23 protein-coding genes are annotated in these 25,944 nt (G+C 67.0%); 12 read left to right on the top strand and 11 right to left on the bottom strand.

The annotated features are described in order from the left end of the window. The first annotated feature begins 712 nt into the window (after positions 1 to 712). On the top strand, positions 713 to 1,120 hold the full coding sequence (locus AC5P8U_RS17350) for a YciI family protein (protein ID WP_049413606.1): 408 nt from the start codon (positions 713 to 715) through the stop codon (positions 1,118 to 1,120). Here AC5P8U_RS17350 and AC5P8U_RS17345 read toward each other — a convergent pair. Further along, the gene (locus AC5P8U_RS17345) at positions 1,098 to 3,179 is read right to left on the bottom strand and encodes an NHL repeat-containing protein (RefSeq protein ID WP_188241590.1); all 2,082 of its coding nucleotides are present in this window, start codon (positions 3,177 to 3,179) and stop codon (positions 1,098 to 1,100) included. The two genes, AC5P8U_RS17350 and AC5P8U_RS17345, sit on opposite strands and share 23 nt — an antisense overlap. 167 nt (positions 3,180 to 3,346) lie before the next feature. On the opposite strand from AC5P8U_RS17345, the gene AC5P8U_RS17340 reads away from it, so the two are divergent. Continuing rightward, positions 3,347 to 4,867 carry a tetratricopeptide repeat protein gene (locus tag AC5P8U_RS17340; RefSeq protein ID WP_447896999.1) on the top strand — a complete coding sequence of 507 codons (1,521 nt, stop codon included), beginning with the start codon at positions 3,347 to 3,349 and terminating at the stop codon, positions 4,865 to 4,867. Between the two features lie 96 nt (positions 4,868 to 4,963). On the opposite strand, the gene AC5P8U_RS17335 is transcribed toward AC5P8U_RS17340, so the two are convergent. Both AC5P8U_RS17335 and cycA read right to left on the bottom strand, forming a co-directional pair. Beyond that, entirely contained in the window at positions 4,964 to 5,740 is a 777-nt protein-coding gene (locus AC5P8U_RS17335) for a lytic transglycosylase domain-containing protein (protein ID WP_072167716.1), read from the bottom strand. A gap of 211 nt (positions 5,741 to 5,951) precedes the next feature. Beyond that, a complete protein-coding gene (cycA, locus tag AC5P8U_RS17330) occupies positions 5,952 to 7,325 on the bottom strand; it encodes a D-serine/D-alanine/glycine transporter (RefSeq protein WP_111200546.1) in 1,374 nt (457 codons plus the stop codon). Between the two features lie 228 nt (positions 7,326 to 7,553). On the opposite strand from cycA, the gene AC5P8U_RS17325 reads away from it, so the two are divergent. After that, on the top strand, positions 7,554 to 9,170 hold the full coding sequence (locus AC5P8U_RS17325) for an EAL domain-containing protein (RefSeq protein WP_072167714.1): 1,617 nt from the start codon (positions 7,554 to 7,556) through the stop codon (positions 9,168 to 9,170). Between the two features lie 273 nt (positions 9,171 to 9,443). Here the strand turns inward: AC5P8U_RS17325 and AC5P8U_RS17320 are convergent, their stop codons facing one another. Together AC5P8U_RS17320 and AC5P8U_RS17315 are read right to left on the bottom strand one after the other, a co-directional pair. Beyond that, the gene (locus AC5P8U_RS17320) at positions 9,444 to 10,628 is read right to left on the bottom strand and encodes an MFS transporter (RefSeq protein WP_072167713.1); all 1,185 of its coding nucleotides are present in this window, start codon (positions 10,626 to 10,628) and stop codon (positions 9,444 to 9,446) included. Then, positions 10,625 to 11,803: a serine hydrolase domain-containing protein gene (locus tag AC5P8U_RS17315; protein WP_088496185.1), complete on the bottom strand. Its 1,179-nt coding sequence runs from the start codon at positions 11,801 to 11,803 to the stop codon at positions 10,625 to 10,627. Before AC5P8U_RS17315 ends, AC5P8U_RS17320 begins: the two co-directional genes overlap by 4 nt. Before the next feature lie 226 nt (positions 11,804 to 12,029). On the opposite strand from AC5P8U_RS17315, the gene AC5P8U_RS17310 reads away from it, so the two are divergent. After that, complete coding sequence (locus AC5P8U_RS17310; RefSeq protein ID WP_088496186.1) at positions 12,030 to 12,929, top strand: LysR family transcriptional regulator; 900 nt, start codon at positions 12,030 to 12,032, stop codon at positions 12,927 to 12,929. A 226-nt stretch (positions 12,930 to 13,155) separates the two neighbouring features. Further along, positions 13,156 to 14,763 (top strand): ATP-binding cassette domain-containing protein, encoded by a 1,608-nt coding sequence (locus tag AC5P8U_RS17305; RefSeq protein ID WP_447897000.1) that lies wholly within the window; start codon positions 13,156 to 13,158, stop codon positions 14,761 to 14,763. A 143-nt stretch (positions 14,764 to 14,906) separates the two neighbouring features. On the opposite strand, the gene AC5P8U_RS17300 is transcribed toward AC5P8U_RS17305, so the two are convergent. Beyond that, on the bottom strand, positions 14,907 to 16,232 hold the full coding sequence (locus AC5P8U_RS17300; protein WP_447897001.1) for a GTP-binding protein: 1,326 nt from the start codon (positions 16,230 to 16,232) through the stop codon (positions 14,907 to 14,909). Positions 16,233 to 16,301: 69 nt separating this feature from the next. On the opposite strand from AC5P8U_RS17300, the gene AC5P8U_RS17295 reads away from it, so the two are divergent. Then, positions 16,302 to 16,688, top strand: a complete 387-nt coding sequence (locus AC5P8U_RS17295; protein WP_088496189.1) for a MerC domain-containing protein — start codon at positions 16,302 to 16,304, stop codon at positions 16,686 to 16,688. Here AC5P8U_RS17295 and AC5P8U_RS17290 read toward each other — a convergent pair. Then, positions 16,676 to 16,960, bottom strand: coding sequence for a metal-sensing transcriptional repressor (locus AC5P8U_RS17290; protein WP_088496190.1), 285 nt, complete (start codon positions 16,958 to 16,960; stop codon positions 16,676 to 16,678). The two genes, AC5P8U_RS17295 and AC5P8U_RS17290, sit on opposite strands and share 13 nt — an antisense overlap. A gap of 50 nt (positions 16,961 to 17,010) precedes the next feature. On the opposite strand from AC5P8U_RS17290, the gene dmeF reads away from it, so the two are divergent. Beyond that, positions 17,011 to 17,973 carry a CDF family Co(II)/Ni(II) efflux transporter DmeF gene (dmeF, locus tag AC5P8U_RS17285; protein ID WP_447897002.1) on the top strand — a complete coding sequence of 321 codons (963 nt, stop codon included), beginning with the start codon at positions 17,011 to 17,013 and terminating at the stop codon, positions 17,971 to 17,973. Between the two features lie 86 nt (positions 17,974 to 18,059). Here the strand turns inward: dmeF and AC5P8U_RS17280 are convergent, their stop codons facing one another. After that, positions 18,060 to 18,344 carry a hypothetical protein gene (locus tag AC5P8U_RS17280; protein WP_005415073.1) on the bottom strand — a complete coding sequence of 95 codons (285 nt, stop codon included), beginning with the start codon at positions 18,342 to 18,344 and terminating at the stop codon, positions 18,060 to 18,062. Between the two features lie 90 nt (positions 18,345 to 18,434). Between AC5P8U_RS17280 and AC5P8U_RS17275 the strand changes: the two genes are divergently transcribed. From AC5P8U_RS17275 to AC5P8U_RS17265, 3 genes are all read left to right on the top strand, one after another. Further along, a complete protein-coding gene (locus AC5P8U_RS17275; protein WP_439426559.1) occupies positions 18,435 to 18,854 on the top strand; it encodes a hypothetical protein in 420 nt (139 codons plus the stop codon). 136 nt (positions 18,855 to 18,990) lie between these two features. After that, positions 18,991 to 19,629 (top strand): hypothetical protein, encoded by a 639-nt coding sequence (locus tag AC5P8U_RS17270; protein WP_143592482.1) that lies wholly within the window; start codon positions 18,991 to 18,993, stop codon positions 19,627 to 19,629. Positions 19,630 to 20,085: 456 nt separating this feature from the next. Continuing rightward, positions 20,086 to 20,928: a class I SAM-dependent methyltransferase gene (locus AC5P8U_RS17265; protein WP_353761476.1), complete on the top strand. Its 843-nt coding sequence runs from the start codon at positions 20,086 to 20,088 to the stop codon at positions 20,926 to 20,928. A 3-nt stretch (positions 20,929 to 20,931) separates the two neighbouring features. On the opposite strand, the gene AC5P8U_RS17260 is transcribed toward AC5P8U_RS17265, so the two are convergent. Both AC5P8U_RS17260 and AC5P8U_RS17255 read right to left on the bottom strand, forming a co-directional pair. Then, positions 20,932 to 21,900: a polysaccharide deacetylase family protein gene (locus tag AC5P8U_RS17260; RefSeq protein WP_438915107.1), complete on the bottom strand. Its 969-nt coding sequence runs from the start codon at positions 21,898 to 21,900 to the stop codon at positions 20,932 to 20,934. A gap of 64 nt (positions 21,901 to 21,964) precedes the next feature. Beyond that, entirely contained in the window at positions 21,965 to 22,609 is a 645-nt protein-coding gene (locus AC5P8U_RS17255) for a hypothetical protein (protein ID WP_334271506.1), read from the bottom strand. 253 nt (positions 22,610 to 22,862) lie between these two features. Between AC5P8U_RS17255 and AC5P8U_RS17250 the strand changes: the two genes are divergently transcribed. Next, positions 22,863 to 24,125: a hypothetical protein gene (locus tag AC5P8U_RS17250; protein WP_088496193.1), complete on the top strand. Its 1,263-nt coding sequence runs from the start codon at positions 22,863 to 22,865 to the stop codon at positions 24,123 to 24,125. A 231-nt stretch (positions 24,126 to 24,356) separates the two neighbouring features. Here the strand turns inward: AC5P8U_RS17250 and AC5P8U_RS17245 are convergent, their stop codons facing one another. Then, positions 24,357 to 25,169: an alpha/beta fold hydrolase gene (locus AC5P8U_RS17245; protein ID WP_088496195.1), complete on the bottom strand. Its 813-nt coding sequence runs from the start codon at positions 25,167 to 25,169 to the stop codon at positions 24,357 to 24,359. A 227-nt stretch (positions 25,170 to 25,396) separates the two neighbouring features. Here AC5P8U_RS17245 and AC5P8U_RS17240 point away from each other — a divergent pair, with 227 nt between their 5' ends. Continuing rightward, entirely contained in the window at positions 25,397 to 25,876 is a 480-nt protein-coding gene (locus AC5P8U_RS17240) for a nuclear transport factor 2 family protein (protein WP_088496196.1), read from the top strand. Positions 25,877 to 25,944: the final 68 nt, after the last annotated feature.

Raw genomic sequence — 25,944 nt, 5'->3', positions numbered from 1 at the left:
TTTGACCGATGTGGAGGTCTTGCAGGCCTCTTTGGCGACCTGCAGTTTGAAACGCGCGTCGTATCTGTTCATGTATCCCTCGGGGTTGGATCTGATGTCCAACTCCCGGGGGTCACTTCACCATGGGGGCTTGGCCGCGGCTTGCTCGTGTGCGCTGTCCTGCGCACACGGCAAGACCGGGGTTGGGCATCGTGCCCAACCCGCCCGAGGCATGCCTCGGGCCCATGCCGCGGACACCCCCGCCCCGCCTACCCACCCGGCCCTGGACAGTTTCCTGCCTCCGGTACCCACCACGGGAAGATCAAGAGAAAAGGCAACAGCAACAGCAACAGCAACAGCAACAGCAAAAGCAATGGCGGTTGGCTGGCGGGCTCGGCTTTGCGAGCGAAGCGACCCGCTTTTGCTCTTGCTTGTTGATTTCCCGTGGTGGATCGGCCGCCGGAATCTGTCTGGGGCCGGGCGGGTGGGGTTGGCGGGGTATCCGCGCCATGGATGGCGCGGCTAAGCCTCCAGGGACGGATTCACGGCGTCCCCGCCAATCCCACCCGCCCGGCCCACCCTCAGGAAACCCGCTTTCAGCGACCAACCCCACCCCCACCACGGAGGGGCTCCGCCGTTCGCCGATCCCCGCCGAAGGCGCGCTTCTGCGCTGCAACATGCCCGTGCGCAATCCTGCGCGATCATGGACCCCCGCCCCCGCCAGGACCGTGCCATGCAGCAGTACCTGCTTCTGATCTACATCGAGCCTGCCCTGCTGCAGGCCCTGCCCACCGAAGAATTCAACGCGCTGATGCGCGACTGCCTGGCCCACGCCGACAAACTGCAGGCCGAAGGCACGCTGCTGGCCGCACAGAAGCTGCAGCCGGTCGACACCGCGCAGACCCTGCGCGTGCGGGATGGCCACAGCCGCGTACTGGATGGCCCCTTCGCCGAGACCCGCGAACTGCTGGCCGGCTTCAACCTGATCGTAGCGCGCGACCGCGACGACGCCATGCGCATCGCCCGCGATTTCCCGTGGGCACGCTTCGGCAGCATCGAAGTGCGGCCGCTGGAAGACATGGACGCCGAGCGCGAACGCTGCGGCGCCCCGGCTGCGGCTATGGCAGCAGCCGTACCCTGATCTCGCGCGGACCGACGCCTTCGTTGCCGCTGTAGTCGCGCACGCTGGCGCGCACGACGTACTCGCCCGGCGGCAACGCCGCCGGCTGCCAGCGTCCGGTTTCCATCAGGCCATCACGCACGGTGTTGGTGGCCAGGTAGCGGAACCGGGTCACCGCGCTGCCATGCACGGTGATGCCGCTGTCCGGTGCGTAGGCCACGCGCACTGCTTCCCGCTGCGGCGGCATGCGGTTGAACACGATGTTCCAGCGCGGCTGCTCGTAGCCCTGCAGCGGTTGTCCCGTAGCATCGAGGATCTGGTAACCCACCTGGTACATGCCCAGGCGGCGTCGTGGCAGATTGTTGTCGACCTGGTCCCAGGCCTCCACCACGATCTGCACGCCACGCCCCTGCCGCGCAACCATCACCACGCCATCGCTGCCTGCGGCCATCGGCTGGTCGTTGTCGTCCAGCAGTGCTACATCAGTGATGCGCGGTGCGAAGTGATCGGCGTAGTTATGGAAGCCAAGCGCCACCGCATTGGTCTCGAAACCACCGGTGCCCACCGCCAGGTGCACGTGCGCCTGGTTGTTGATGCTGCCCAGGCGGTCACCCACGTGGATGCGCATGCCACGGCGCACGCGCATCCGCTGCAGCTTGCCCTGCTCGTCGTACAGCGCCTGCCAGCGCGCGTCGAACGGCACATCGCGCGGGGTGCGGCCGACGCGCATGTGGATGTACTTGAGGCGGTCCACCGCAAGGCCCTCGGCCTGCTCGCCCAGGTTCCAGGCCGCCACCGGGCTGCTGATCTTGCCATCGGCAATCGCCAGCACGGTCTGGCCCACATCACCGCGCACGTCGAAGCCGCCATGCAGGTGGTGGCGGCTCTCACCGCTGAAGTTGCCGCGCACTTCGCCCAGGGTGCCGACCACTTCGTGCCAGCCGTCCTGCGGTGCGAGCGGCCAACGGCCCCCCGTCTTCGGCAACGCGGCATCGGCGGCCGGGCCGACCAGTGCCGGCGCCGGCAGTTCGCCCACCGGCAGCGGGCGCAGGCGATGCAGGCGGTAGCCTGCGGCGTCGGCCACCAGCACGCTGCCATCGGCATCCATCGCCAATCCACTGGGGCGGGCCAGGCGCGGCAGGCGACCATTGCCGACCAGCGCGATCTGGTGGCCCTGCGGCGTCACCTGCACGATGCGGCCATCCAGATCACCCACGTACAGCACGCCGTCGTGGGTGGTGGCCAGCGACAGCGGCCCATTGATCACGCCACCGGCGGCGACCACGGTGCTGACCGTGCCATCGGCCCCCACCCGGCGCACGGCGTTGTTGAACAGATCGGCCACCAGCAAGGCACCCTGCGCGTCGAAGGCCAGCGCCACTGGCGTATCGAAACGCGCAGCGGCGCCCACGCCATCGGCAAAGCCTGGCCGATCACCACCAGCCAGGGTGCGCACACTGCCATCGGTACCGATCACCCGGATGCGGTCATTGAACGTGTCCGCCACGTAGACCTGGCCCTGCGCGTCCACCGCAACGCCCATCGGTGCATCGAAGCGCGCCTGCGTGGCCGGGCCGTCGGCGTGGCCCTGTTCGCCACCGGCCAACGTGGTCACCTGGCCATCGGTGCCGATGCGGCGGATCGCATGGTTGCCGGTGTCGGCCACGTACAGGTTGCCCTGCGCATCGCCGGCAATGCCCGAGGGCGTATTGAAGCTGGCCTGCAGCGCAGGGCCATCGACACGGCCCTCACCCTGCCCGGCCACGGTTTCAACGCGGCCATCGGGCAGGCGGCGGCGGATCCGGTTGTTGTCACCGGCATCGGTGAAATAGACACTGCCATCGGTGCCGCGCAGCAGTGCATACGGGTCGGCGAAGCGCGCCTGCGCGGACGCACCGTCGCGGTCACCGGGGTGGCCATCACCCGCCAGCGGCTCGATCTGCGCGGTCCAGGCCAAGGGCGTGGGCACCGGGCCGGCAGGGCCGGCCAGCGTTTTCAGCGGGGTGTCCCACCAGGTTGCAGCCAAGCCCACCGCCGTTGCCAACGCCACCCCAGCCGCCATCCATTGCCACCGTGCCATCGTGTTGCGCTGCCTCTGCCTGCTGCTTGAAGAGGCACCGACAATAGACGCTGCGCGTGCGATCCGCCACGGCCGATCATGCGGCTGAAGGCCAGGATTCGCTTCGTCGTGCTTGTCCTCGCTGGCCGTAGCAGGTTCAATGCGGTTCCCACGGATGGAGATTCTCCATGCCCCGCGCTCTCCCCCTCACCGCACTGCTGCTGGCCGCATTGGCCAGTGCGCCCGCCTCCGCTTCGATCACGGTGGCCCCGCAGAAGCCATCGGCCACCGCCGATGCAGTACACGCAGCGTACGCCACGCGCTGGGATGAAGCCATCCAGCAGGCACGCGGCGGCAATACGCTGGGTGCACTGATCAGCATGGAGCGGCTGATGGAGGATCCGTTGCTGGACGACTTCGATGCCGAGCGTCGCGGCCGCGCCTCGCAGGTCGCCGGCTGGACCGCTCTGATGCAGAAGAAGCCGGATCAGGCCCGCCGCTACCTGCAGCGGGCGCAGGAGGCCCTGCCGGAGGATGCACAGATCCTGCTCACCCTGGTGTCAGTGGAACTGTCGGACAACCAGCCGGCCGCAGCCACCACCTTGCTGGTGAAGGCACTGCAGCACGCCGACGCGCCGCTGCCGATCGATCACCACGCGGTCAACTACCTGCAGTACCGCCTGCGTGACCAGCCACAGAAGCGCATGGACCTGCTGCAGGCGCTGTTTGACAACGGCTGGAAGAGTGGCGGCCTGGAACCCACCGGGCTGTGGCTGGCGCTGGCCACGCTGCAGGCCGACTACGGCCGTGGCGACAGCATTCCGGCCACGCTGGCGCGCATCGACAGCCCGGCCGAGATCATCCGCCTGCGCAGCGACAAGCGCTTCGATCGCTATGTCGATCGCGGTGACGCGCGTTTCGATCCAGTGCAGGCGGCACAGCGCCACCTCGATGAACTACGTGTTTCCGGCCTGCTCGACCGCGCACTGGACGCGCGCATGGCCGAGTTCAGCACCACCTTGCTGATGCTGGACCGCAACGAGGAAGTGCTGTCGTTGACCGAGGGCATGGCCGCTGCCGCCAGCAACGGCGAATCGCCTGCCGCCACAGAAGCGGAGTGGGTGGCCTGGCTGCTCAACAGCCGGCTCACCGCACTGCGCCGGCTGGGCCGCACCGATGAGGCACTGGCCACGGCGAAGCAGGCCGCCCGCATCGGCGCGCTCGGCCCGGATGGTGTCGAGCACCAGATGAATGTCGGCTTCGTGTTCAGTTCGCTGGGAAGCATGCAGGACGCTGCGCAGGCAGTGAATGACATGCCGGGCCTCGCCGGTTACGGCAAGGCCGCACAGGCGCTGCTGCAGTTCGCCGCGGCCCGCGAGCGCGGTGATGCCAAGGCGCGCGATGCAGCACGCGCGGTGATCCTGGCCCAGCGCGACGATGCCCGCCTGTTCCACCGCGAAATGCTGCTGGAAGAAGGCGACCTGGACGGTGCCGCCGCCGTGCTGATCGAACAGCTGCGCTCGCCGGTTGAACGCGGTGAAACCCTGGCCAGCCTGCAGGACATGCGCACCTATCCGTCATTGCCGGGCGATGTGCGCATCGATGCCGCGTGGCGTGCACTCAAGCAGCGTGCCGACGTGCAGGCCGAGGTGGCACGCGTCGGCCGCATCGAGCGCTACGACCTGGTCAGCACTTCCACGTCGCGCTGAGCGGCTTTTGTGTAGAGCGAGCCGATGCTCGGCTGCAATTGGCGCAGCCGAGCATTGGCTCGGCTCTACAACGCCACGTGCAGGCAGCACCGTCCGCTAGCGGGCTGGCACTTCGGTGCGGATGCCCATCGCTTCGCGGTAGCGCGCATACAGCGCCATCACCTTGTCCACATAGGCCAGGGTTTCGGCGTAGGGCGGCACGCCCTTGTAGCGGGTGACCGCACCGATGCCCGCGTTGTAGGCAGCCGCCGCCAACGGGCGATCGCCGTTGTAACGGCGCAGCAGCGCGCGCATGTAGCGCGCGCCGCCCTCGATCGACTGCTGTGGCGAGAATGGATCGCGCACGCCATATTCCTGTGCGGTCTCCGGCATCAACTGCATCACGCCCTGTGCGCCCTTGGTCGAGACCGCCAGCGGATCGAAATTGCTTTCGGCATGGGCGATCGCACGCAGCCAGGCATCGTCGACGCCGGTAGCTTTGGCCGCGGCCTTGAACTGCCTGGCGTGCTGCGCGAGCTGCGGCGTGCCGACCTTGCCCAGGCCCTCGTGTGCAGGCTCGCCCGGCGGCGTGGCCACGGTGAACTTCAGGAATACCCGCGAGCCGGGCAGGTTGCGGGTGGAATAGACCAGCACGCCGTCCTGCTCGCGCTCGTACAGCACACCACTGAACACGCCCATGTTGCCCCACAGGTTCGGGGCCTGGATGGCGTTGTCGTCGATCTCCTTCGGCGTGCACCGCGATCCCGGCTCCGGTGCGGTGGCCAGGCTGACGGTGTTGCCCTGCACGCAGCGATAGACCGTGCGCGCGGCAGCCATCCCGGGCCACAGGGTGGGCAGCAGCACCAGTACAAGCAGGAGAGGTCGATGGGACATGGCGGCCGGATGATCCGGCCGCGCCCGCGAATGTCGGGTGAACGGGGGTCGGCAGGGCTGCGCCCTGCACCCGCGGTAGTGCCGGCCGCTGGCCGGCAACCTCAACGGCAACGGCAGCGGCCGATTTCCTGCGGCTGACAGTAGATCCACGCCCTGCGTGGATGAAACTCTGTAGAGACGATGGATCAATCGATGGAACGGAGACGTTGGATCACTTCGCGGCCTTCCGGCGCACCCAATACCCCGCGCCCAGCAGCACGAACCACACCGGGCTGGCGATCAGCGCCTGGCGGGTGTCGACCTGCAGGCTCAGCAGCACCAGCACGGCGGCGAAGAACACCAGGCAGGCCCAGCACATGGCGACGCCGCCGGGCATCTTGAAGATCGAGGCAGCGTGGCGCTCCGGGTAGCGACGGCGATAGGCCATGTAGGCCACCAGGATCAGCGACCAGACGAAGATGAACAGCACCGTCGCCAGCGTCGTCACCAGGGTGAAGGCGGTCACCAGGTTCGGAATCAGGTAGATCAGCAGCGTGCCGCCCAGCAGGCACAGGCACGAGAACAGCAGGCCACGGGCCGGCACCGCAGCGCGCGACAACTTCGACAGCCCGCGCGGAGCGTGGCCCTCTTCGGCCAGGCCGTACAGCATGCGGCTGGTGGAGAAGATGCCACTGTTGGCCGAGGACGTGGCCGAGGTCAGCACCACGAAATTGATCAGGCTGGCCGCGGCGGGAATGCCGGCCAGCACGAACAGCTGCACGAACGGGCTCTTGTCCGGCACCACCTGCCGCCACGGGGTGACCGCCATGATCGCGATCAGCGCCAGCACATAGAAGATGATGATGCGCACCGGGATCGAGTTGATTGCCTTGGGCAGGTTGCGCTCGGGGTCGGCGGTTTCGGCGGCGGTGGTGCCGACCAGCTCGATGCCGACGAAGGCGAACACCGCAATCTGGAATCCAGCAAAAAAACCGACCAGGCCCATCGGGAACATGCCGCCGTCATTCCACAGGTTCGACAGCGACGCGGTGTGGCCGCTCGGCGAGGTGAAGCCCCACGCCACCAGACCGGCGCCGGTGATGATCAGCGCACAGATCGCCACGATCTTGATCAGCGCGAACCAAAATTCCATTTCACCGAACAGCTTCACCGTCACCAGGTTCAACGCCAGCAGCAGCATCACGCAGGCCAGCGCCGGTTTCCAGGCTTCAAGCCCCGGGAACCAGAACTGTGCGTAGGCGGCAATCGCGATCACGTCGGCAATGGCGGTGACGATCCAGCAGAACCAGTAGGTCCATCCGCAGAAGAACCCGGCCCACGGGCCGAGCAGGTCGGTGGAGAAATCGATGAAGGATTTGTACTGCAGGTTGGACAGCAGCAGCTCGCCCATCGCACGCATCACGAAGAACAGCATCGCGCCGATGATCAGGTAGACGAAGATGATGGACGGGCCGGCCAGGCTGATGGTCTTGCCCGAGCCCATGAACAGGCCGGTGCCGATGGCACCGCCGATGGCGATCAGTTGCAGGTGGCGGTTGGACAGGCTGCGGCGCAGGTGCTCGGGGGGCGTGGCGGGCTCGGTCATGGGCGCGGGAAGGGGCGGGCGAAGCGTTCGACGGTAGTCCTCCGCGACGCCGAGCGCCAGCGCCAGACGGCCCCATTGCGTCAAAGCAGGCCGCTTTCACCACAATGTGACCGAATACCGTATTGATCCCATTCCGCCCGGCCCGGTGCCATGCTGAGATAGCCGCATCTGCCCAAGGACCGGCCCGACCATGCGCCCTGCCCCGCCCGCCCCGCTGGAGCCCCGGCCATGAGCCGCCTGCGCGTCATCATCGGCGGTACCGCACTGGCCCTGCTGGCCGCTGCGGTGCCGATCGCGGTCATGGCCTACGCCACCTGGGACCGCGCGGTCAGCGTCGAACAGCAGCGCCTGCGCGACATCGCCGATCGCACCCTGCGCCGCTCCGACCTGTCCTACCAGGAGGCGCTGGCGGCGCTGAAATCCGCCGAAGCCGGTGCCTACGTGTCCTGCAGCCCCGAGCACATCCGGCGCATGCAGACCCTGGTGATGACCACCCCATCGATTGACCAGATGGGCTACTTCGAAGGAGGCAAGCTGCGCTGCACCTCCTGGGGGCCGTTCCTGTCGGATGTGGATCAGCCCAGGCCGGACCACGTCACCAGCGACGGCGCCGGCATCGCAGTGGACGTGCGCCCGGAAATCAGCGGGCGACGCCAGGTGCTGGCGATCCTGTATGGGTCCTACGACGCTCTGGTGGACCCACGCCGCTTCGTCGATGTCATCGCCGACCCGAATGTGCGGCTGGCACTGGCCAGCCCCGACGGACGCCTGCTGGCCAAACAGCCCGGCCTGGATCCGGACCTGCTGCAGGCACTGCTGCGCGACCCGGGCGAAGGCCTGGACCACACCACGCTGTTCGCTACCGCGCGCAACGAGGAATGGCTGGCCGTCGCCACTACACCGCGCACCGCGCTCGCTGCGGCCTTCCGCCAACAGGCCTGGCTGTACGTGCCGGTGGGCCTGCTGCTGGCCGCCGCCGGCGCCGGGCTGGTGATCTGGCTGTCGCGGCGCCGCCTTTCCCTGCGCGGCGAACTGGCTACCGCCATCCGCCGCCGCGAGCTGTACCTGCATTATCAGCCGATCATCGAACTGGACACCGGCATCTGCGTCGGCGCCGAGGCGCTGGTACGCTGGCAACGCCCGGATGGCACCCAGGTGCGCCCTGACCTGTTCATTCCGCTGGCCGAAGAGGCCGGCATGATCGCCGACGTCACCGACCTGGTGATCGAGAACGTGGTGCGCGACATGCGCGAGCTGCTGGTCGCCGACCGCAGCGCGCACATCGCGATCAACCTCGCCGCCGAAGACATCAGCAGCGGTCGCGCCCTGAAGATGATCTCCCGGCACATGGCCGGCAGCGGCATCCTGCCGCAGCAGATCTGGATGGAGGCCACCGAACGTGGCTTCCTCGATCTGGACCGCGCGCGCACCATGCTCGCCGCCGCCCGCCGCGCCGGCCACAGCGTGGCCATCGATGATTTCGGCGTCGGCTTCTCCAGCCTGCAATACCTGCAGCAGCTGCCACTGGATGCACTGAAGATCGACAAATCATTCATCGATGCGATCGGCACCGAAAGCGCCACCAGCCCGGTCACGCCGCACATCATCGACATGGCCAAGGAGCTGGGCCTGTGGGTGGTGGCCGAGGGCGTGGAAACCGAAGCGCAGCTGGCCTACCTGCACAGCCGGCATGTGGAATTCGGACAGGGCTGGCTGTTCTCGCGGCCGCTGCCGCGCGATGAGTTCGTCGCCTTCCATCAGAAGCGGCAGCAGCAGTACGGCGCTGCACGCGAACACATGCAGAACCCGCGCAGCGTGCCGATCGAGCGTGAGGGAGTGGAGTAGGACGGCGAACGGCGGAGCCCCTCGTGGCGGATCGCGCCCGGTGGATCCATCAGGTGGGGCGGGTGGGCAAGACCGGGGTTGGGCCTCCTGCCCAACCCACCCACCCGGCCACGGGCACATTGCGGCGGCGTCCCGCCACGGAATCAACGGAAGAAAGCGAAAGCAAAGGCAAACGGGGGTCGCTGCCCTCGGTAGATCCACGCCATGCGTGGATGGCGTGGACCACGGTAGTGCCGGCCGCTGGCCGCCCCCTCCGTAACGTTTGGCCTGCGCCTACGCCCACGCCTTCGGCCGTGCCAGCAACCACGCGGCGGTCACCGCCAGCAACAGCAACGGCAGCCATCCCAGCTGGCGTGGGCCGCTGGCCTGCAGCAGCACGCCGCCTGCCACGCCGCCGGCCGCAATGGCCAGGTTCCAGCCGGTCACCAGCATCGACTGCGCCAGGTCCGCAGCGGCCCCGGCGCGCCGTGCCAAGGCGGTCTGGAACAGGGTCGGCACGGCGCCGAACGCCACGCCCCACAGGATCGTCGCCAGCAGCAGTGCGCTCGCCATGCCGGGCCACACCAGCAAGGCCAGCACCGGCACGATGAAGCCGATCACCGCCGCCCACACCAGCGCATGCAGGTGGCGATCCACGCCCCAGCCGGCAATCGCGATGCCGGCAATCGCCGCCATGCCGAAGGCCAGCAGCAGCCGGTCCAGCCATGCACCGGCACCCGCATCGACCGCCAGCGGCTCGATGTAGGTGTAGAGCACGTTGTGCGCCAGCACGTACAGCGCCATCACCAGCAGCGCACTGCGTACACCGGGCAGGCGCCACACGGTCGCCAGCGAAGTGCGTTGCCCGGCCCCAGCGGCCGGCAGCGCAGGCAACGCCCAGCGCGCGTAGGCCAGCAGCAGCAGACCCAGCACGCTCATCAGCGCGAACGCCCAGCGCCAGCCGATCTGCTGGCCCAGCAGCGTCCCTGCCGGCACCCCCAGCGACAGCGCCAGCGGCGAACCGACCATCGCGACCGCGATGGCCCGTCCCTGCAGCGACGGCACCACCATGCGCGCGGCATAACCGGCCACCAGCGACCACAGCAGGCCACCGCTCACGCCGGCCAGGAAGCGCGCAGCCAGGATCAGCGCGTAACTGCTGCTCAACGCCGTCAGCGTATTGACCACCACGAAGCCAGCGATGGCCGCCAGCAGCAGCGGACGCCGTGGCAGGCGCTGGGTCAGCGCGGTCATCGGCAGTGCGGCCATCACCGAACCCAGCGCATACACGCTCACCAGCTGGCCGACCGCCGCATCACTCACGCCCAGGCTTTCGCCCATCGGCCGCAGCACACCCGCCGGCAGGGTCTCGGTCAACAGGGTGATGAAGCCGCCGCCGGCCAAGGCAAGCAGGCCCGCCCACGGCAGGCGCGTGGCCTCGCCGGCCGGACTGGCGGCATCGATGGCATGGCCGCTCATCGCGTGGTCTCCAGGTCGGCATAGACCGCGTCGCGCAGTTCATCGACAAAGGCGCCATCCATGCCTTCGTACAGCGTGTTGGTCAGCGCCACCACGCTCAGCCCACGCGACGGGTCGACGAACCAGCTGTGCCCGTAGGCACCGCCCCAGCGCCAGGTGCCTTCGCGCTGTGGTGTGCCGCTGGCGGCGGCGTCGCGCAGTACCGCAAAGCCCAGCCCGAAGCCCCAGCCGGCCGGTTCCGGCGGCCCCTGTTCGCCCACCTGCGGGCTGGCCATCTCCTCCGCCAGCGCGGGTGGCAACAGGCCAGAGCGCTGCACGTCACGCAGCGCCTCCAACACCGCCATCACTTCATCGGCAGTACCCACCAGGCCGGCGCCGGCCGAAGCGAAACGGCTTGCATCGAGGGCACGCGCAAGGCTGTACTCGATGCCCACCGTGCCCTCGAACGGCGCGACCACCTCCCCTTCCTGCAGGCGATGCGGCCGCGGCGTGTCGCTCACATACGGCGTGGCCAGTCGTGCGGCATCGCGCGTGGCGAACGCGGTATCGCGCAGGCGCAACGGGGCAGCCAGCAGACGCTGGAACAGCGCCTGCAGCGTTTCACCGGTCGCGGCTTCGGCCACCGCACCGGCCACGTCCACGCCCGACGAGTACAGCCACTGGCTGCCCGGCTCGAACAGCAGTGCCGCCTGCGCGATCCGGCGTACGTTCTCGGCCAGGGAAAGCGGGTTGGCGTCCATGCCATCGCTGACGCCAGCGCGCGCGTAGGGCCCCACCGCATCCGCCTCCAGGAAGCGATAGCCCAGCCCGCTGCTGTGGCTGAGCAGCTGGCGCAGGCTGATCGGCGGCGTGCGGCCATCGGCCAGCGCCGGGCGGAAGTCCGGCAGCCAGCGCTGCACCGGTGTGTCGAGGTCGAGCACGCCTTCGGCCACCAGGCGCAGGATCACCGTGGCCAGCAACGGCTTGCTGACCGATGCCAGCCGGAACAGCTGATCGCGCTGCATCGGCCTGGCCGACTCGCGATCGGCCAGCCCGGTCGCGCTGGCATGGCGCAGCACGCCGTGCTCGCGCACCAGCACCACCGCACCGACCAGGCGCAGCGGGTGGACCTGCTGCAGCAGCCGCTGCACCGAAGGCAGCGTCGGTGCAGGTTCAAGGGAAAGAGCGGCATTCATCGCGGTATCCGTGGGGAGAGGCCCGCCACGTTAGGCAGCACGACGCGGCGCAAAAAGCCGGTTGCCGCTCCGGGCATCATGGACCGTGCAGTCCGCAATCGGCATGATGCCCGGAACTGGAACGCCGCAAGGGCTGCCCGAGGCCCCGCACCACAGTGTTGCGACGGCCGCGCCGCGTGTCGCGATCACCCGCCCCTACCCTGCCGTTTTCATTGCCGGTACGCCCATGTCAGTCCTAGACAACCTCGCCAACCTGCAGACCTTCGTCCACGCCGCCGACACCCGCAGCTTCGTCGAGACCGGGCGCCTGCAGGGCATCTCGGCCTCGGCCGCCGGCAAGTGCGTTGCGCGGCTGGAGCACGCACTGGGCGTGCGCCTGTTCCACCGCAGCACGCGCAGCATCACCCTCACCGCCGAGGGCCAGCTGTTCCTGGTGCGCTGCCGGCGCATCCTCGACGAACGCGATGCCGCGCGCACCGAACTGGCGCAACCGCACGCTGCACCGAGCGGCACGCTGCGGATCAGCCTGCCGCTGGTAGGTGACCTCACCCTGCCGTTGATGGCCGAATTCATGGCCGCGTATCCGGACATCCGCCTCGACCTGGATTTCAGCGACCGGCTGGTCGATGTCATCGAGGAAGGTTTCGATGCGGTGCTGCGCGTTGGCGAACCCAGCGACTCGCGGATGAACGCGCGCCGGCTGGGGGTGTTCCCGCGGCGTGTCGTCGCCTCGCCGGGCTACCTGCAGCGTCGCGGCGTTCCACGCACGCCGGCCGACCTGTTGCAGCACACGTTGCTGCACTACCGCTTCCCCAGCACCGGCAAGCTGGAGCCGTGGCCGATCCACTGGCCCGACCACGAAACACCGCAGGAGCTGCCGGTGCACATGGTGGCCAACACCATCGAGGCGCGGGTGGCGCTGGCGCTGCGCGGTACCGGCCTGGCCTTCGTGCCGGTGCACTCGGTGCGCGAAGCGCTGGCCGACGGCCGCCTGGTCACCGTGCTGGAGGATCATGTGCACTCCTGCGGCACCTTCCACCTGCTGTGGCCGTCGGGCCGACACGTACTGCCGAAGCTGCGGGTGTTCATCGACTTCGTCGGCGCCCGCCTGGACACCGTGCCGTAGCCGCGAGAAATCCACCCATGCCCGGCCCACAGTAGATCCACGCCATGCGTGGATGCTCTTGTAGTGCAGAGCCATCAAACCATTCAGCCAACCCCGCTATACTGGCCGCTCATTCCTCCCAGAGGCTCGCGACCAATGCGCCATTGATGCCGCCGTCTTCCCAACAGACGGCCTGACTCTTCCCGCCCCTGCGCGCAGGGGAGAACCCGGCATCCATGGAGGTCGCATGACCACACATTCCCTCACGCTCGATCGCGTGTCGTATCGGCTGGCCGACGGCCGCCCGCTGTTTTCCGATCTTTCGTTTTCCTTCGATCCGGTCGCCACCGGCCTGGTCGGTGCCAATGGCACCGGCAAGAGCGTGCTCGCACGCCTGCTGGCCGGTCGGGTGCGGCCAGAGAACGGGCAGGTGCGCAGCAGCGGCCGCGTGTTCCTGTTGCCGACGCCCGGCTATCCACCCGCCGGCACGGTCGGTGAACTGGCCGGCGTCGGCGCGGAACTCGCCGCACTGCAACGCATCGAAGCCGGCAGCGTGGATGAGGCCGACTTCGCCTGCGTCGGCGACCATTGGGATCTGCGCGAGCGCCTGCAGCAGCAATGGCAGGCGCTCCGCCTGCCCGACGATCTCGATCCCGCCCAACCCGCCGCGCGGCTCAGTGGCGGCCAGGCCATGCAGGTGGCGCTGTCCGGCGCCTGGGCCAGCGGCGCCGATTGGCTGATCCTGGACGAACCCAGCAACCACCTCGATGGCCGCCATCGCCAACAGTTGTACGAACGGTTGCAGCAGTGGCGCGGCGGCCTGCTGGTGATCAGCCATGATCGCGAGCTGCTGGCGCAGATGCAGCAGATCGTCGAGCTCGACGCGCGCGGGCTGCATCGCTATGGCGGGCCGTGGCAGCACTACGCCGACGCGCGGGCCGCCGAACGCGAAGCGGCCGCCGCACAGCTCGACCACGCCCGCGCCCAGCACCGGCAGCAACAGCGCAGCGCGCGCGAGCAGCACGAACGCCAGCAGCAGCGCCAGGCACGTGGCAATCGCGATGCGAAGCAGGCCAACCAGGCACCGATCCTGCTTGGCCGGCAGAAACAGCGTGCAGAGGCCAGCCACGGGCGCGCGCAACAGGTACAGGCCGATCGTCTGCAGGCCAGCGCCGACCAGCTGCGCGCAGCGGCTTCGGCAGTTCACGCCGCGCCGGAGCTGGCGCTGTTCGCCGGTGACGGTGAACGCGGCAACGCACGTCTGCTGCAGGCGGAGTCGCTGGTGCTGCCGCAGGGTTGCAGTGCACCGTTGCAATTGGAGATCCGCCGCGGCCAGCGCATCGCCGTGGTCGGTGACAACGGTAGTGGCAAGTCCACGCTCCTGCGCGTGCTGGCCGGCCAGCTGCCTGCACGCAGTGGCACCGTGCAGCGTCATGCACCACTGGCGCTGCTCGACCAGCAGCTGCTGGGATTGTCCGACGAACGCAGCATCCTTGACACCGTGCAGGCCGCCAACCCGGTGGCGGATGCGGGTGAACTGCGCACACGGCTGGCCCTGCTCGGGCTGGACGCACAGCGCATCCAGCGTGCAGCCCACAGCCTCAGCGATGGTGAACGGGTGAAAGGCGCGCTGGCCAGCGTGCTGTATGCCGATCCCGCACCGCAGCTGTTGCTGCTGGACGAGCCGGGCAACGCGCTGGATCTGAGCGCGTTGCAGGCACTGGAAGAACTGCTGGCGGCATGGCCGGGCGCGCTGCTGATGGTCAGCCACGACCGGCACCTGCTGCAGGCGTTGCGGCCGACCCACGTGCTGCAGGTGGGCACCGGGGGGTGGCAGTGGCGTGACGCCTTGTAGATCCACGCCATGCGTGGACCTACTGCAGCAGCCGAGCGTCGGCTCGGCTCTACAGGATAGGCCATGCGTGGATGCATGCATGGCCTATCGACCAAGGGTAGTGCCGGCCGCTGGCCGGCAATCCGTAGATCCTCAGTGCACCGTCACCGCTTCCATACCGGGAATGCCTGCGGCAACTGTTGCCACAGCAGCGGCCCCGCACGCAGTTCCTGGTCGTTGAGCAGGCACGCGTCCAGCTCCGCACGCACCGTGCGCTCATCCATGTGCACGCCAATCACCACCAGCTCCTGGCGGCGGTCGCCCCACAGCGGGTGCCACAGCCGCTGCATCGCCGAATGCGCGGCTGCATCCGGGAAGTCTTCCAGACCCGGCAACGGTGCGCTCCAGCAGTCAGCCTGCTGCCGCGCCCAGCCCAGGTCGCTGTAGGGCAGCGGCGTGGGCGGCAGCAGTGGCGCGGTGTCCTCCAGCCCAGCCCGCACGCGATCACGCGCGGCGTACCAGAACCCCGCCGCCTGCGTCCGCGTCGCGGCGCCCACGGTGTTCAGCTCACCCACCCAGTCCATGCGATTGGCCAGCCAGAACCAGCCCTTGCTGCGGATCACGCCGGGCATCCCCGACTGCAGCGCGCGGGCGAAGCGCGCGGGATGGAACGGTCGCCGCGAGCGATAGACGAAGCTGGCGATGCCGTACTCCTCGGTTTCGGGCGTGTGCTCGCCACGCAGTTCCTTTACCCAACCCGGCGCACGTTGCGCACGCTCGTAGTCGAAGCGGCCGGTGTCCAGCAGCTCCGCCAGGGGAACATCACCGAAGCGGGACAGCAGCAGCTTCGCGTCGCGGTTCAGGCCGCGCAGCACGGCCAGCGTGTCCTGCAGCACGTCGTCATCCACCTGGTCGACCTTGCTGACCACGATCACATCGGCGAACTCGACCTGCTCGCACAGCAGGTCGACCACGCCGCGGTCGTCATCCGGCCCGGCCTGCTGGCCGCGCTCGGCCAGGCGCAACGTCGAGCCGAAGTCGGCAAGGAATGCGCCGCCATCCACCACCGTCACCATTGTGTCCAGGCGCGCGATGTCACTCAGGCTGAAGCCCTGCTCGTCGCGCACCGCGAACGTGGCCGCCACCGGCATCGGCTCGCCGATGCCGGTCGACTCGATCAGCAGGTAGTCATAGCGACCGGCGTCGGCCAGGCGCCGCACTTCCTGCAACAGGTCATCGCGCAGGGTGCAGCAGATGCAGCCATTGCTGAATTCCACCAGCGTCTCTTCGGTGCGGCGCAGTTCGGCGCCGCCCTCGCGCACCAGCTGTGCATCGATGTTGACCTCGCTCATGTCGTTGACGATGACGGCCACACGCAGGCCCTGGCGGTTACGCAGGATCTGGTTGAGCAGGGTGGTCTTGCCGGCCCCGAGGAAGCCGGACAGCACGGTGACCGGAAGGCGACGGTCGGCGCGGGAAACAGTGTTCATGTCGGAGCAGGTTGGCTGCGGAACGGAAATGTTACTGTATAACAATTGCAGCGCAAGGAACCTCCCCCGATGAAATCACCGTCTGCCGCCCTGCTCGATGCCGGCGCGGTTGCCCTGTCCAGCCTGTGCCTGCTGCACTGCCTGGCACTGCCCCTGCTTGCCGCCGCACTGCCGCTGTTCGGCAGCTGGGCCGAAGCGGAATGGGTCCACCTGCTGTTCGTGGCCATCGCCCTGCCGCTGACCGGGTATGCACTATGGCGGGCGGAGCGCCGCCATCCGTTGCCGGTGCTGGCCTGGGCCACCGCCGGCTCCGGGCTTGGCCTGCTGCTGGCCGGCGCGCTGGCGTTGCCCTCGCACGACTGGGAAACACCGATGACCGTCACCGGCAGCCTGCTGCTGGCCGCCACGCATATCTGGAACGCGCGGCACCGGCACTACCCTTGCTATTTGCCGTAGCGGCGCAGCAGTTCGACCAGCACCTCGGCCTCGGCCGCCCGCTGCTGCGGGTCTTCGGCACCGACCACATGTTCCTGCAGATGCTCGTGCAGCAGCTCCATCAGCAGGCTGTGGGCGGCACCGCGCACGGCGGCAACCTGAACCAGCACGTCCGCACAGTCGCCGGCCTCACCCTCCGGCCTGTCCAGCGCCTGCTCCAACGCCGCCACCTGGCCGCCGATGCGGCGTACCCGGGTCAGCAGCTGCTTTCGATTCGTGTGTACATGGGCCATGGGCGCATCGTATACCCTATGAGGGTATCCTTCCACCCTCTGGTCTTTCCATGCACCTGGATGCCCTCGCCGCCGCCCGTCGCCACGAACACCGCTTCGACGACGGCAACCCGCTGGCCGAACGCAATACCCGCCGCGCCCTGTGGCTCACCGTCGGCATGATGCTGGTGGAAATTGTCGGCGGCTGGTGGTTCAACTCCATGGCCGTGCTCGCCGACGGCTGGCACATGAGTTCGCACGCACTCGCGCTGGGCCTGGCAGTGTTCGCCTACCGCTGCGCACGCCGCTACGCGCACGACCCGCGCTTCGCCTTCGGCACCTGGAAGATCGAGATCCTGGCCGGCTATACCAGTGCCATCGCCCTGCTTGGCGTCGCCGCGCTGATGGCGGTGCAATCGCTGGAGCGGCTGTGGGTACCGGCACCGATCCACTACAACGAAGCCATCGCCATCGCTGCGGTCGGGCTGGGCGTGAACCTGCTGTGCGCCTGGTGGCTGCACGACAGCCCGGGCCACGCGCATCACCACCACGGGCATGACCATGGCCATCACCACGGCCACAACCACGATCACACCCATGCGCACGGTCACGACCTCAACCTGCGCTCGGCCTACGTCCACGTGCTGGCCGACGCCGCCACCTCGGTGCTGGCCATCATCGCCCTGCTCGGCGGCAAGCTGCTGGGCCTGACCTGGCTGGACCCGGTGATGGGCCTGGTCGGCGCCGTGCTGGTCACGGTGTGGGCGATCGGCCTGCTGCGCGACAGCGGCCGCATCCTGCTCGACGCGCAGATGGACGCGCCGGTGGTGGCCGAAGTACGCGAGGTGATCGAACAGGGCCCGTGGCCGGCGCGCCTGGCCGACCTGCACGTCTGGCAGGTGGGTCGCGGCAAGTACGCGGTCAGCGCCAGCGTGGTCACCAGTGACGCCACGCTGGATGCCGATACCGTGCGCAACGCGCTGGCCATCCATGAAGAGCTGGTGCACGTAACGGTGGAGATCCACCGCAGCTGATCCTGCGCGACTGCGGTCGAATCTGTAGAGCCGAGCCATGCTCGGCTGTCGCAGGCCATCAGCCGAGCACGGGCTCGGCTCTACAGTCAGAGCTTCAGCATCATCCGCAGCAGGTACATCAGCAGCGGCAGCGCACTCAGCACTGCACCGCCGATGCCGATCCACGGCCAGCGCTCACCGCGCACGCGCGATGCTACGGCCAGGCCGCCGCCCACCAGCGCCGCACCCAGCACGCCCACGCCCAGCCCTGCGGCCATGCCATTGCCACCCGCAGCGACCGCCGCCTGTGCCGCCACGGTGCCTGCCCCCCACCCCACTGCAATACCCAGCCAACTGGCCACGCCGCACCACGGTGCCTTGCCCTGCGCCATCCGAAAACCCCTGTGTCCTTGCCGAATTTCTGTACGGACCGCGCCCGCATGCTGCCTACACTAGCCGCACCTGCCCTGTAGGGACATCCCATGCGCACGCTCCGCCTGCTGCTGCCCGGTGCCCTCCTGCTGCTGACCGCCGCCTGCAGCGGTGACGCCGGGCTTCCGTTTTCCACCGACCCGCTGCAGGGCTGCTTCGCCACCAGCGCGCGCAAACCCGCCGACTTCCGCATCGACAAGGAAGGTGGCCAGTACTTCGTTTCCTTCAGCCGTGGCGACCAGTGGCAGCGCGAACCCAATGCCCTGCACAAGGCCACTTCCAGCGAGATCAGCCGCTACTTCCGCGACGACGCCGAGCAGATCGACAGTGCGTTGATCCAAATGGCCGGCGGTTTCGGCATCTTCCACTTCAACAAGGGCGCGACGCTGAAGGGCAAGGCCAGCGACAGCGACTACATGGCGTTGATGCTGATCGGGGCCGGGCCGGTGTATGCGGTGAAGTGCGATTAGCGACACAGACTTTTGAGAAATGTTTGAAATCCAAAGAACTGCGTAATGCAACCAAAAGCACCATTGGGCAAGTAGCGAAGATGAAGCCTCACCCAGATTTTGAGAGGCCCAAGTGAAATTGCAGCTAGCCATCATCATGTTCATCGCCTCTGCATCCGTGCAGGCAGGAGACGGGAATCCAGCTGTCGGACAAACCGCAGACGAAGCAAAGATCCCGGAAAAAATCGTTCGCAGCGCAGAATGGCCCGACTTCATTGGGGGGACGATCAGTGTGGAGCAGTCCCTCACCCGCAACTCGAAGGGACAATATGTATATCGCTACGACGATCAAACGGAAGCGACGAAGCAGTATCACGAGGCTTCCTGCGCAGATCTTGGAATGAACCCTGCCAAGGGCGAGTCCATCACAGTGGGGCCAGGAAGCGCTGCATGGCATTGCTCAAGCATCGATTCGAACAGTGCTAGCGACGCAAAGAGTACTGACTATGTAATCGCCTATGCACCAAATGGACAGGTATCAGCTGGCCAGAACTTCGTTTCCTACGGAACCGTAAGATTCAACAGCTCAGTCAGTGGGAACATCCAGGGTAGCGCGCAAATAGACAACGGAAGGTGCCGGACCTTCTATAGCGAGTATTACCCGCCAAACACGGTGGGAAATCACACTGCACGAGTCCTCTGCTTTGCTCATTCCCCGCAGACGATGAATACGCTGATGGAAGGTTGTGTACCGCGCGCCTGCGCCAGTGATCGTGGTTCCATCAGAGCCAACTGATACCAAAACCTTTTGACCTAGCAGTGAGGGTGACCAAGCCACCCTCACTGCTTAGGTACATGACCCGATTCCCAATGATCGCTACGATCGCTCAATCCCTGATTTGCGTATCAGGCTCGTGCATCCCAGGCCAACTGAGCGCGGACTACAGCCTCCAAGGGACACCAGTGGTCATCCGCAGCACATTGGCCCCTGACAGTTCTGGGAACATGATATGCATCCAGCAACTTTTGATCAGAAATGAAGAGGGAGTACTGACCTATCATTACGATCTTCAACCGTCAGCGTCACGCGACTTCCACAGAGAATTCTGTGCCGCTATGGGCATGACGCCCTCAGTGGGAACTGCATCTCTACCAACGCCCTCCACCGGTTGGGTCTGCACTACGGAATCTCAGTATCCTGGCAAAGGTCCTGCGGTACCATGCCCTCCCCCGAACCGCCCCGGTACCCGCCGTGCCCCATTACACCGGCCCCCTGCTGACCCGCGACAGCGCCGACACCCTGCGCCGTGCCCATGACAAGGGCGCCGCCGACTGGCAGGGCTCGCTCGACCTCGGCCGCAGCCAGGACAGCGTGGCGCTGGATGCGGACGGCTTCCACTTCCGGGGCCAGCCCTACCCGTGGCCGGGCAAGCTGAAGGACCGCACGCTGTACTACTGGGATGGCGAGGACTTCGCGCCGATCTCGCGCTACAGCGGCTCGCTGATCAAGCTGGTGCCCACCGAATGGGGCGCACCGACCTTCGAGATCGACGGCATCAAGATGCTGCCGACCTCGAAGCTGTCACCATTCGAGGATGCGCGCCGCAAGGTGGAGCTGGTTGCCCCGGCCGGCAAGGTCATCCTCGATACCTGCGGTGGCCTGGGCTACTTCGCCGCCTGCGCGCTGGAAGCCGGCGTCGGCCAGATCCGTTCGTTCGAGAAGAACGCCGATGTGATGTGGCTGCGCACGCTCAACCCGTGGTCGCCGGATCCAGACTCTGCTGCCGCCGGTGGCCGCCTGCAGTTCAGCCACGGTGACGTCTCGCAGCAGATCGAACAGGTGGCCAGCAGCAGCGTCGATGCGATCCTGCACGACCCGCCGCGCTTCGGCATCGCCGGCGAGCTGTACTCGCAGGTGTTCTACGACCACCTCGCCCGCGTCATCCGCAAGGGCGGTCGCCTGTTCCATTACACGGGCGCGCCGAACAAGCTGACCAGCGGCCGCGACGTGCCGCGTGAAGTGGCCAAACGCCTGGAAAAGGCCGGTTTCAAGGCCGAACTGGCGTTGGACGGCGTGCTGGCCGTCAAGCGCTGAGCCTCACTCCGAGTCGACCTTGGCCAGCTTCATCACCCACGCCGGCACCTCCGGTTCGCCGGCGTAGAAGACCTTCGGCTTGTTCTCCGCCATCGCCCAGCGATGCAGCCAGCTCGGGCCATAGCGGCCGTTGTAGCCTTCGGCACCCCGCGCATACGCCGGGTCACGCATCGCTTCGTCCAGTGAGATGAAGCGATAGCCGCGGCGCTTCGTGGCCGCCACCAGTTCGGCAAAGGTCGCCGCGTTGAGCTCATTGGCGTGCATCAGCCACACCTGCGGCAGCGCGTATCCCAGCAGCGCCTGCGACTGCTTCTCGTAGTAATCCAGCTTGTTCAGCATGTACGGCACGTAGCCCTTGCGCAGCTGCGCCAACGTCGCTTCGCGTGCAGGCGAATCCGCCTGCGCGTTCATCACGTTGGCATAGGCGAACGCCCACACCCACTCGCCGTTGTCCACCGTCACCGGCGCCACGCGGTAGCCATGCTGCTTGAAGAACGCATCCATCTGCATGCGCTCATCCGTAGTGCGCCCGGCGCGCAGGTAGGGGTGGCGCATCCACTGTGGCGCCTGCCCCTTCTCGGCCAGCAGCGGCCGCAGCGCCGTCTCGCCGCGCAGGAAATCCTGTTGGAACGCCGCCACGCCCTTCGCATTCAGATCCATGTGCGAGTACGTGTGGTTGCCCAGCACATAGCCCGCATCGCGCCAGTCGCGCAGCATCTGCACCCGCGCCGGCTGCACCTGTCCATTCACCTCAAGCTTGTTCTCGTTGACGAAGCCCACCACCGGCACGCCGGCCTCGCGCAGCTGGGCCATCAACGCTTCGTGCCGCGCCTGCAGATCCGGCGGCACGATCTGGTCCAGCCGTGCCCATGGCAGATCGTCGATGGTCACCGCGATACGACGGTCCACCTCGGCGGCGTGTACCGCCAGCGAACACAGCAACAACGGCAACGCACGCAGCAACAAGCGCATCGGGTCTTCCCTGGAGTGGCGAGGCGTCGACTGTAGCGCGATTACCGCGCGCCGCCGAGCGTGCTCAGCCCGCCCGGGCCCACGCGATCGCGCGCCACAGGGCAACGCCGCCGGCCATCGCGGCCAACAACAGCACCGTCAACACCAGCGCCAGATCATCCGGATTGCGCAGCAGTGGCGCGTTCACCCGCGTCAGGATGTGGAACACCACGCGCTGCGCCTGCTCCAGCGGTACATCACCCTCCGACACCAGCTCCACCAGGCACGCCGTGGGTGACAGCCGCGCCACATTGCTCCACGCATTCTCGTACAGGTGCAGCACCCATCCGGCCAAAGCCAGTGCACCACCGTGCAGTACCATAAGCGCCACGTTCGCCGTGCGCAGCCGATCGCGCAGCCACAGCGCACGGCTTGCGCACACCGCCATGGCCCCCAGCAACGCCAGCACCACGCCTACCCATGGAATCCAGCCCAGGGGTTGCCAGTCATCCAGTGCGCCCGCACGCGCCATCACCTGTTCGGCAACCTTCAATCGCGCCTGCGCGTCCGGGCCACCACAGGCCACCGTCACCGGCTCCAGCAACAGCTCCACGCGGTAATGGAAGAAGCCGGCAGCCAGTACCACAGACAGCAGCGCGACCCACTGCAGCATCAACAGGATCGGCCCCTGCCCACAGATGCGGCGGATTCGGGAAGTGGCGGCGCTCATCGGTTCATCCATGACAGCAACGAGCCATCCTATCCAAGCGCTTCGCACGTGTCGGCTGGCGGATGCGACAACGATGCCCATCGCAGCGTAGCAGCGCCGACCGTAAGCGATGCTACGGAGGGCGCGGAACGCTTCTTCACGGACGATGCCATGACCCTTCCGCTAAAGATGCCCTGCTTTGGGCCGATGTTTCGGTGGAGCTGCAAGCGCGGCAGCAGTTACCCACGGCATCAATACCGAAAAGGACTTCCCGATGAGCACGTCGGAATCACCCGCAAAGACCATTGGATTCATACTCAAGCTCATCAGGAAGCACGGCTGGATCGTAGGCATAGGCAGCCTTTTGCTTCTCATCCTTCAGTTCGTGAGAATGAACTACGTGCCGCAACTAGCGATTACCGACCTCGGTGTCGTCGGTGCCTCCATGCTGGCCGTCAGCGTGATCGGTGCGGTTTATTTCTTGGTCCCGCTATTCATCCCGGGCTATGCATTCCATCTGCTGAGCGAGGCCAGGGTCATCCGCAGACCTCAGCGTCCCGAGCTCCGGCGTCAGTACGCAACACGCCGGATAGCCGTAATGAGCGAGTGCGGTTGCTGCGGCTCGTCACTACCAGTGCAGTCGTTGACCAAACGCAGGAGGTACGTCTGGTCGCTCTCGCTGCTGGCCATCTGTGCAGGCTTCCTGCTCGCCTTCCTGACCCACGCAGTGCTTCTGTTCGGCCTGTCGGACCATCTGGTATTCGAACTTGTCTACGTCGTGGTCGCGCTGGTGCTGGCGGCGGTTCTGCTGGCAAGTGCCCAGACCCTGAAGGGGCGACGCTTCCTCAGCCACTGCGGACTCTCATGGACAATGATTCTCACCATTGCCGCGTGGTGCATCTACGCGGTCGTGATTCCGACCGCAACGTTGCTCTACGAATTTCTGGCTCCGCCGGAGGCGCAGATCAAGCCACTGGGCATTTCAGCACTGCTTCTGCTGGTGCCCATCATCAACTGGGTGATCTATCAGTCAGGCCGAAAGAAGACGTGGAACCGGGTCGGAGGCCTCACCGTAGTCGCGATCAGCCTGCTCTTGGGGCTGGGTGCCTTCAACCATATCGCCGATCTCAGCTTTGCCGCACTCAAGCTGGGCCGCATGGAAGGCCAAACCGTCATCCTCTCCGCCAGAGGATGCGGCGTCCTCCGGGAGGCCGGCATCATCGACCAATGCTGGGTCACGACGTACGACAACGGCCTTTACAGCGCAGGGCCGGTAAGTGTGATCTCAAGGATTGGCGCGGAGGTCCTGATTGGCTGTCGGATCGCCGATACGCCGACGGAGATGCGCAGCGTCCCCATCCGCCGGGAGGACTTTGCTGGCTTCCGGCCTGCGGCATGGAGTGGCAGCTCCCAGCGGCGATCGGCACTTCCCCGAGTTGCAACTCGTGCTTGCTCGGCAGCAGTCGCTACGCCGGAAGAGGCTAGCGACTTAAGTCAGCGCCCACTGACGGCAGATAAAGCACAGACTCACAGTTAATATAGAACTGAAACAAGCCTGTCGCCGGGCCATGCTCGGCGACAACGCTCACGACCCACGCGGCAGCTTCGCCGCCCACATGTTGTCCACCAGGTTCGGATACCGCCGCCCGTTCTCCTCCGCCCGTTGCCGTGCCGCCGCCTTCTGCGCATCCGACAGCGGTTGCGACGTCTGCCCTTTGGGCCTGGGCTTCTTCCACGGGGGTGTCTTTGGCTCGCGCATCGCCGCAGCTTACCGCTTCAGGAAGTTCAGCAGCGCCAGATTGAAGCGGTCGGCATGGCTGGTATTGCAGCCGTGCGGCGCCCCCTCCAGGATCACCACTTCGCTGCCCTTGATGGCCTTGTGGGTACGCTGGCCGGAGCCCTCGAACGGCACGATGGCGTCACTGTCGCCGTGCAGGATCAAGGTCGGCACCGTGATCTTCTTCAGGTCATCCCGGAAATCGGTTGTAGCAAACGCCTTCATGCAGCCCAGCGCCGCCGCCTGGTCGGATTGATGGCACAGCGCGATCGCCGCCTGGCGCGTCTCCTCGGTGACCATCAACTGGCCGTTGGCGCTGAAGAAGTCGCGGGTGAAGCCGTCGAAGAACGCTTCGCGGTCCTTCTCCAACCCGCTGCGCATTTCATCGGCCTTGGCCTGCGTCAGTGGACCTTCCGGATTGTCGTCGCTGCGCAGCAGGAACGGTGGCACAGCGGCCGCGAATACCACACTGTGCACGCGATCCTGGCCATGGTTGGACACGTAGCGCGCCACCTCGCCGCCGCCCATCGAGAAACCGACCAGAGTGACGTCGCGCAGGTCATGCTCCTCGATCAGCCCCGCCAGGTCCGCCGCCAGCGTGTCGTAGTCATAAGCTTCGGCCGGCTTGTCAGAGCGGCCAAAGCCACGCCGGTCGTAGCTGATCACCCGATACTGGGCGTCGCGCAGGATCGCCACCTGTGTCTTCCAGGCATCGGCGGACAGCGGCCAGCCGTGGATCAGGATGACCGGGCGGCCATCGCCACCCGTGTCTTCAACGTGCAGGCGGATGCGGGAAGCAGGCATGGGCGCTCCTGTGGAAGGGAAGGAGTGCAGGCTAGTGGCCGTCACCTGTGGCGGCTGTGAGGGAATCCCGGTCGCTCATGACATCCCCTGCACAGGCAACGGCCTCAAAGCTGGAACCGGGCCGCCAATATGGGCATTCATTCCGTGGCAGGGCCGTTTCGTCGGAAGCCGGCTGCAGTGGCCCAAACGCCATGCGAGCCTGCGTGAACCCTCCCTGGAGCCTCACCATGCTGCTGCTCACCCTGCCCTTGCTGGCCACCGGCCTCGTTGCCACGCCAGCGCCCGCCGACACCCTGCGCGTGCAGATCCGCCACGCCGATACCCAGCTCTTCGCTGCGGCCTTCGAGGCCTGCGATGCCGACAAGGCCGCCGCGATGACGACCGACGACATGGAGTTCTTCCATGACAAGGATGGCAAGTCGGCCAGCAGCCGCGAGGACTTCCGCCACAGCGTGGCCAACCTGTGCAGCAGCGCGCGCGAGGGTGGCTGGCAGCTGCGCCGCGAGCTGGTGGAATCTTCGCTGCAGGTGTTTCCGCTGCACGATGAGCGGGCGCTCGAAATCGGCGACCACCGCTTTTACGAGCGCGGCAAGGACGGCGTGGAACGCTGGACCGGCCAGGCCCGCTTCATCCAGGTCTGGCGCCGCGTGGACGGGAACTGGCTGGCCGAACGGGTGATCAGCTATGACCATCGGCCGGCGAACTGACCTTTCCGGCGCCCTTCACCGGCCGGATCTATACTGGCGGGGTTCACCCCGACCCACCGCTACCGTTT

The sequence above is a fragment of the Stenotrophomonas sp. YJH_SMC_81 genome (genome assembly GCF_059370875.1).
Note: the sequence above shows the minus strand (reverse complement) of the source record. Positions and strands in the feature narration are given on the sequence as shown.

What these genes read in the sequence shown, in the direction of transcription:
- AC5P8U_RS17350 (WP_049413606.1), top strand. Translation starts at nt 713, where the DNA reads ATGCAGCAGTACCTGCTTCTGATCTACATCGAGCCTGCCCTGCTGCAG.
- AC5P8U_RS17345 (WP_188241590.1), bottom strand. Translation starts at nt 3,179, where the DNA reads ATGGCACGGTGGCAATGGATGGCGGCTGGGGTGGCGTTGGCAACGGCG.
- AC5P8U_RS17340 (WP_447896999.1), top strand. Translation starts at nt 3,347, where the DNA reads ATGCCCCGCGCTCTCCCCCTCACCGCACTGCTGCTGGCCGCATTGGCC.
- AC5P8U_RS17335 (WP_072167716.1), bottom strand. Translation starts at nt 5,740, where the DNA reads ATGTCCCATCGACCTCTCCTGCTTGTACTGGTGCTGCTGCCCACCCTG.
- cycA (WP_111200546.1), bottom strand. Translation starts at nt 7,325, where the DNA reads ATGACCGAGCCCGCCACGCCCCCCGAGCACCTGCGCCGCAGCCTGTCC.
- AC5P8U_RS17325 (WP_072167714.1), top strand. Translation starts at nt 7,554, where the DNA reads ATGAGCCGCCTGCGCGTCATCATCGGCGGTACCGCACTGGCCCTGCTG.
- AC5P8U_RS17320 (WP_072167713.1), bottom strand. Translation starts at nt 10,628, where the DNA reads ATGAGCGGCCATGCCATCGATGCCGCCAGTCCGGCCGGCGAGGCCACG.
- AC5P8U_RS17315 (WP_088496185.1), bottom strand. Translation starts at nt 11,803, where the DNA reads ATGAATGCCGCTCTTTCCCTTGAACCTGCACCGACGCTGCCTTCGGTG.
- AC5P8U_RS17310 (WP_088496186.1), top strand. Translation starts at nt 12,030, where the DNA reads ATGTCAGTCCTAGACAACCTCGCCAACCTGCAGACCTTCGTCCACGCC.
- AC5P8U_RS17305 (WP_447897000.1), top strand. Translation starts at nt 13,156, where the DNA reads ATGACCACACATTCCCTCACGCTCGATCGCGTGTCGTATCGGCTGGCC.
- AC5P8U_RS17300 (WP_447897001.1), bottom strand. Translation starts at nt 16,232, where the DNA reads ATGAACACTGTTTCCCGCGCCGACCGTCGCCTTCCGGTCACCGTGCTG.
- AC5P8U_RS17295 (WP_088496189.1), top strand. Translation starts at nt 16,302, where the DNA reads ATGAAATCACCGTCTGCCGCCCTGCTCGATGCCGGCGCGGTTGCCCTG.
- AC5P8U_RS17290 (WP_088496190.1), bottom strand. Translation starts at nt 16,960, where the DNA reads ATGGCCCATGTACACACGAATCGAAAGCAGCTGCTGACCCGGGTACGC.
- dmeF (WP_447897002.1), top strand. Translation starts at nt 17,011, where the DNA reads ATGCACCTGGATGCCCTCGCCGCCGCCCGTCGCCACGAACACCGCTTC.
- AC5P8U_RS17280 (WP_005415073.1), bottom strand. Translation starts at nt 18,344, where the DNA reads ATGGCGCAGGGCAAGGCACCGTGGTGCGGCGTGGCCAGTTGGCTGGGT.
- AC5P8U_RS17275 (WP_439426559.1), top strand. Translation starts at nt 18,435, where the DNA reads ATGCGCACGCTCCGCCTGCTGCTGCCCGGTGCCCTCCTGCTGCTGACC.
- AC5P8U_RS17270 (WP_143592482.1), top strand. Translation starts at nt 18,991, where the DNA reads ATGTTCATCGCCTCTGCATCCGTGCAGGCAGGAGACGGGAATCCAGCT.
- AC5P8U_RS17260 (WP_438915107.1), bottom strand. Translation starts at nt 21,900, where the DNA reads ATGCGCTTGTTGCTGCGTGCGTTGCCGTTGTTGCTGTGTTCGCTGGCG.
- AC5P8U_RS17255 (WP_334271506.1), bottom strand. Translation starts at nt 22,609, where the DNA reads ATGAGCGCCGCCACTTCCCGAATCCGCCGCATCTGTGGGCAGGGGCCG.
- AC5P8U_RS17250 (WP_088496193.1), top strand. Translation starts at nt 22,863, where the DNA reads ATGAGCACGTCGGAATCACCCGCAAAGACCATTGGATTCATACTCAAG.
- AC5P8U_RS17245 (WP_088496195.1), bottom strand. Translation starts at nt 25,169, where the DNA reads ATGCCTGCTTCCCGCATCCGCCTGCACGTTGAAGACACGGGTGGCGAT.
- AC5P8U_RS17240 (WP_088496196.1), top strand. Translation starts at nt 25,397, where the DNA reads ATGCTGCTGCTCACCCTGCCCTTGCTGGCCACCGGCCTCGTTGCCACG.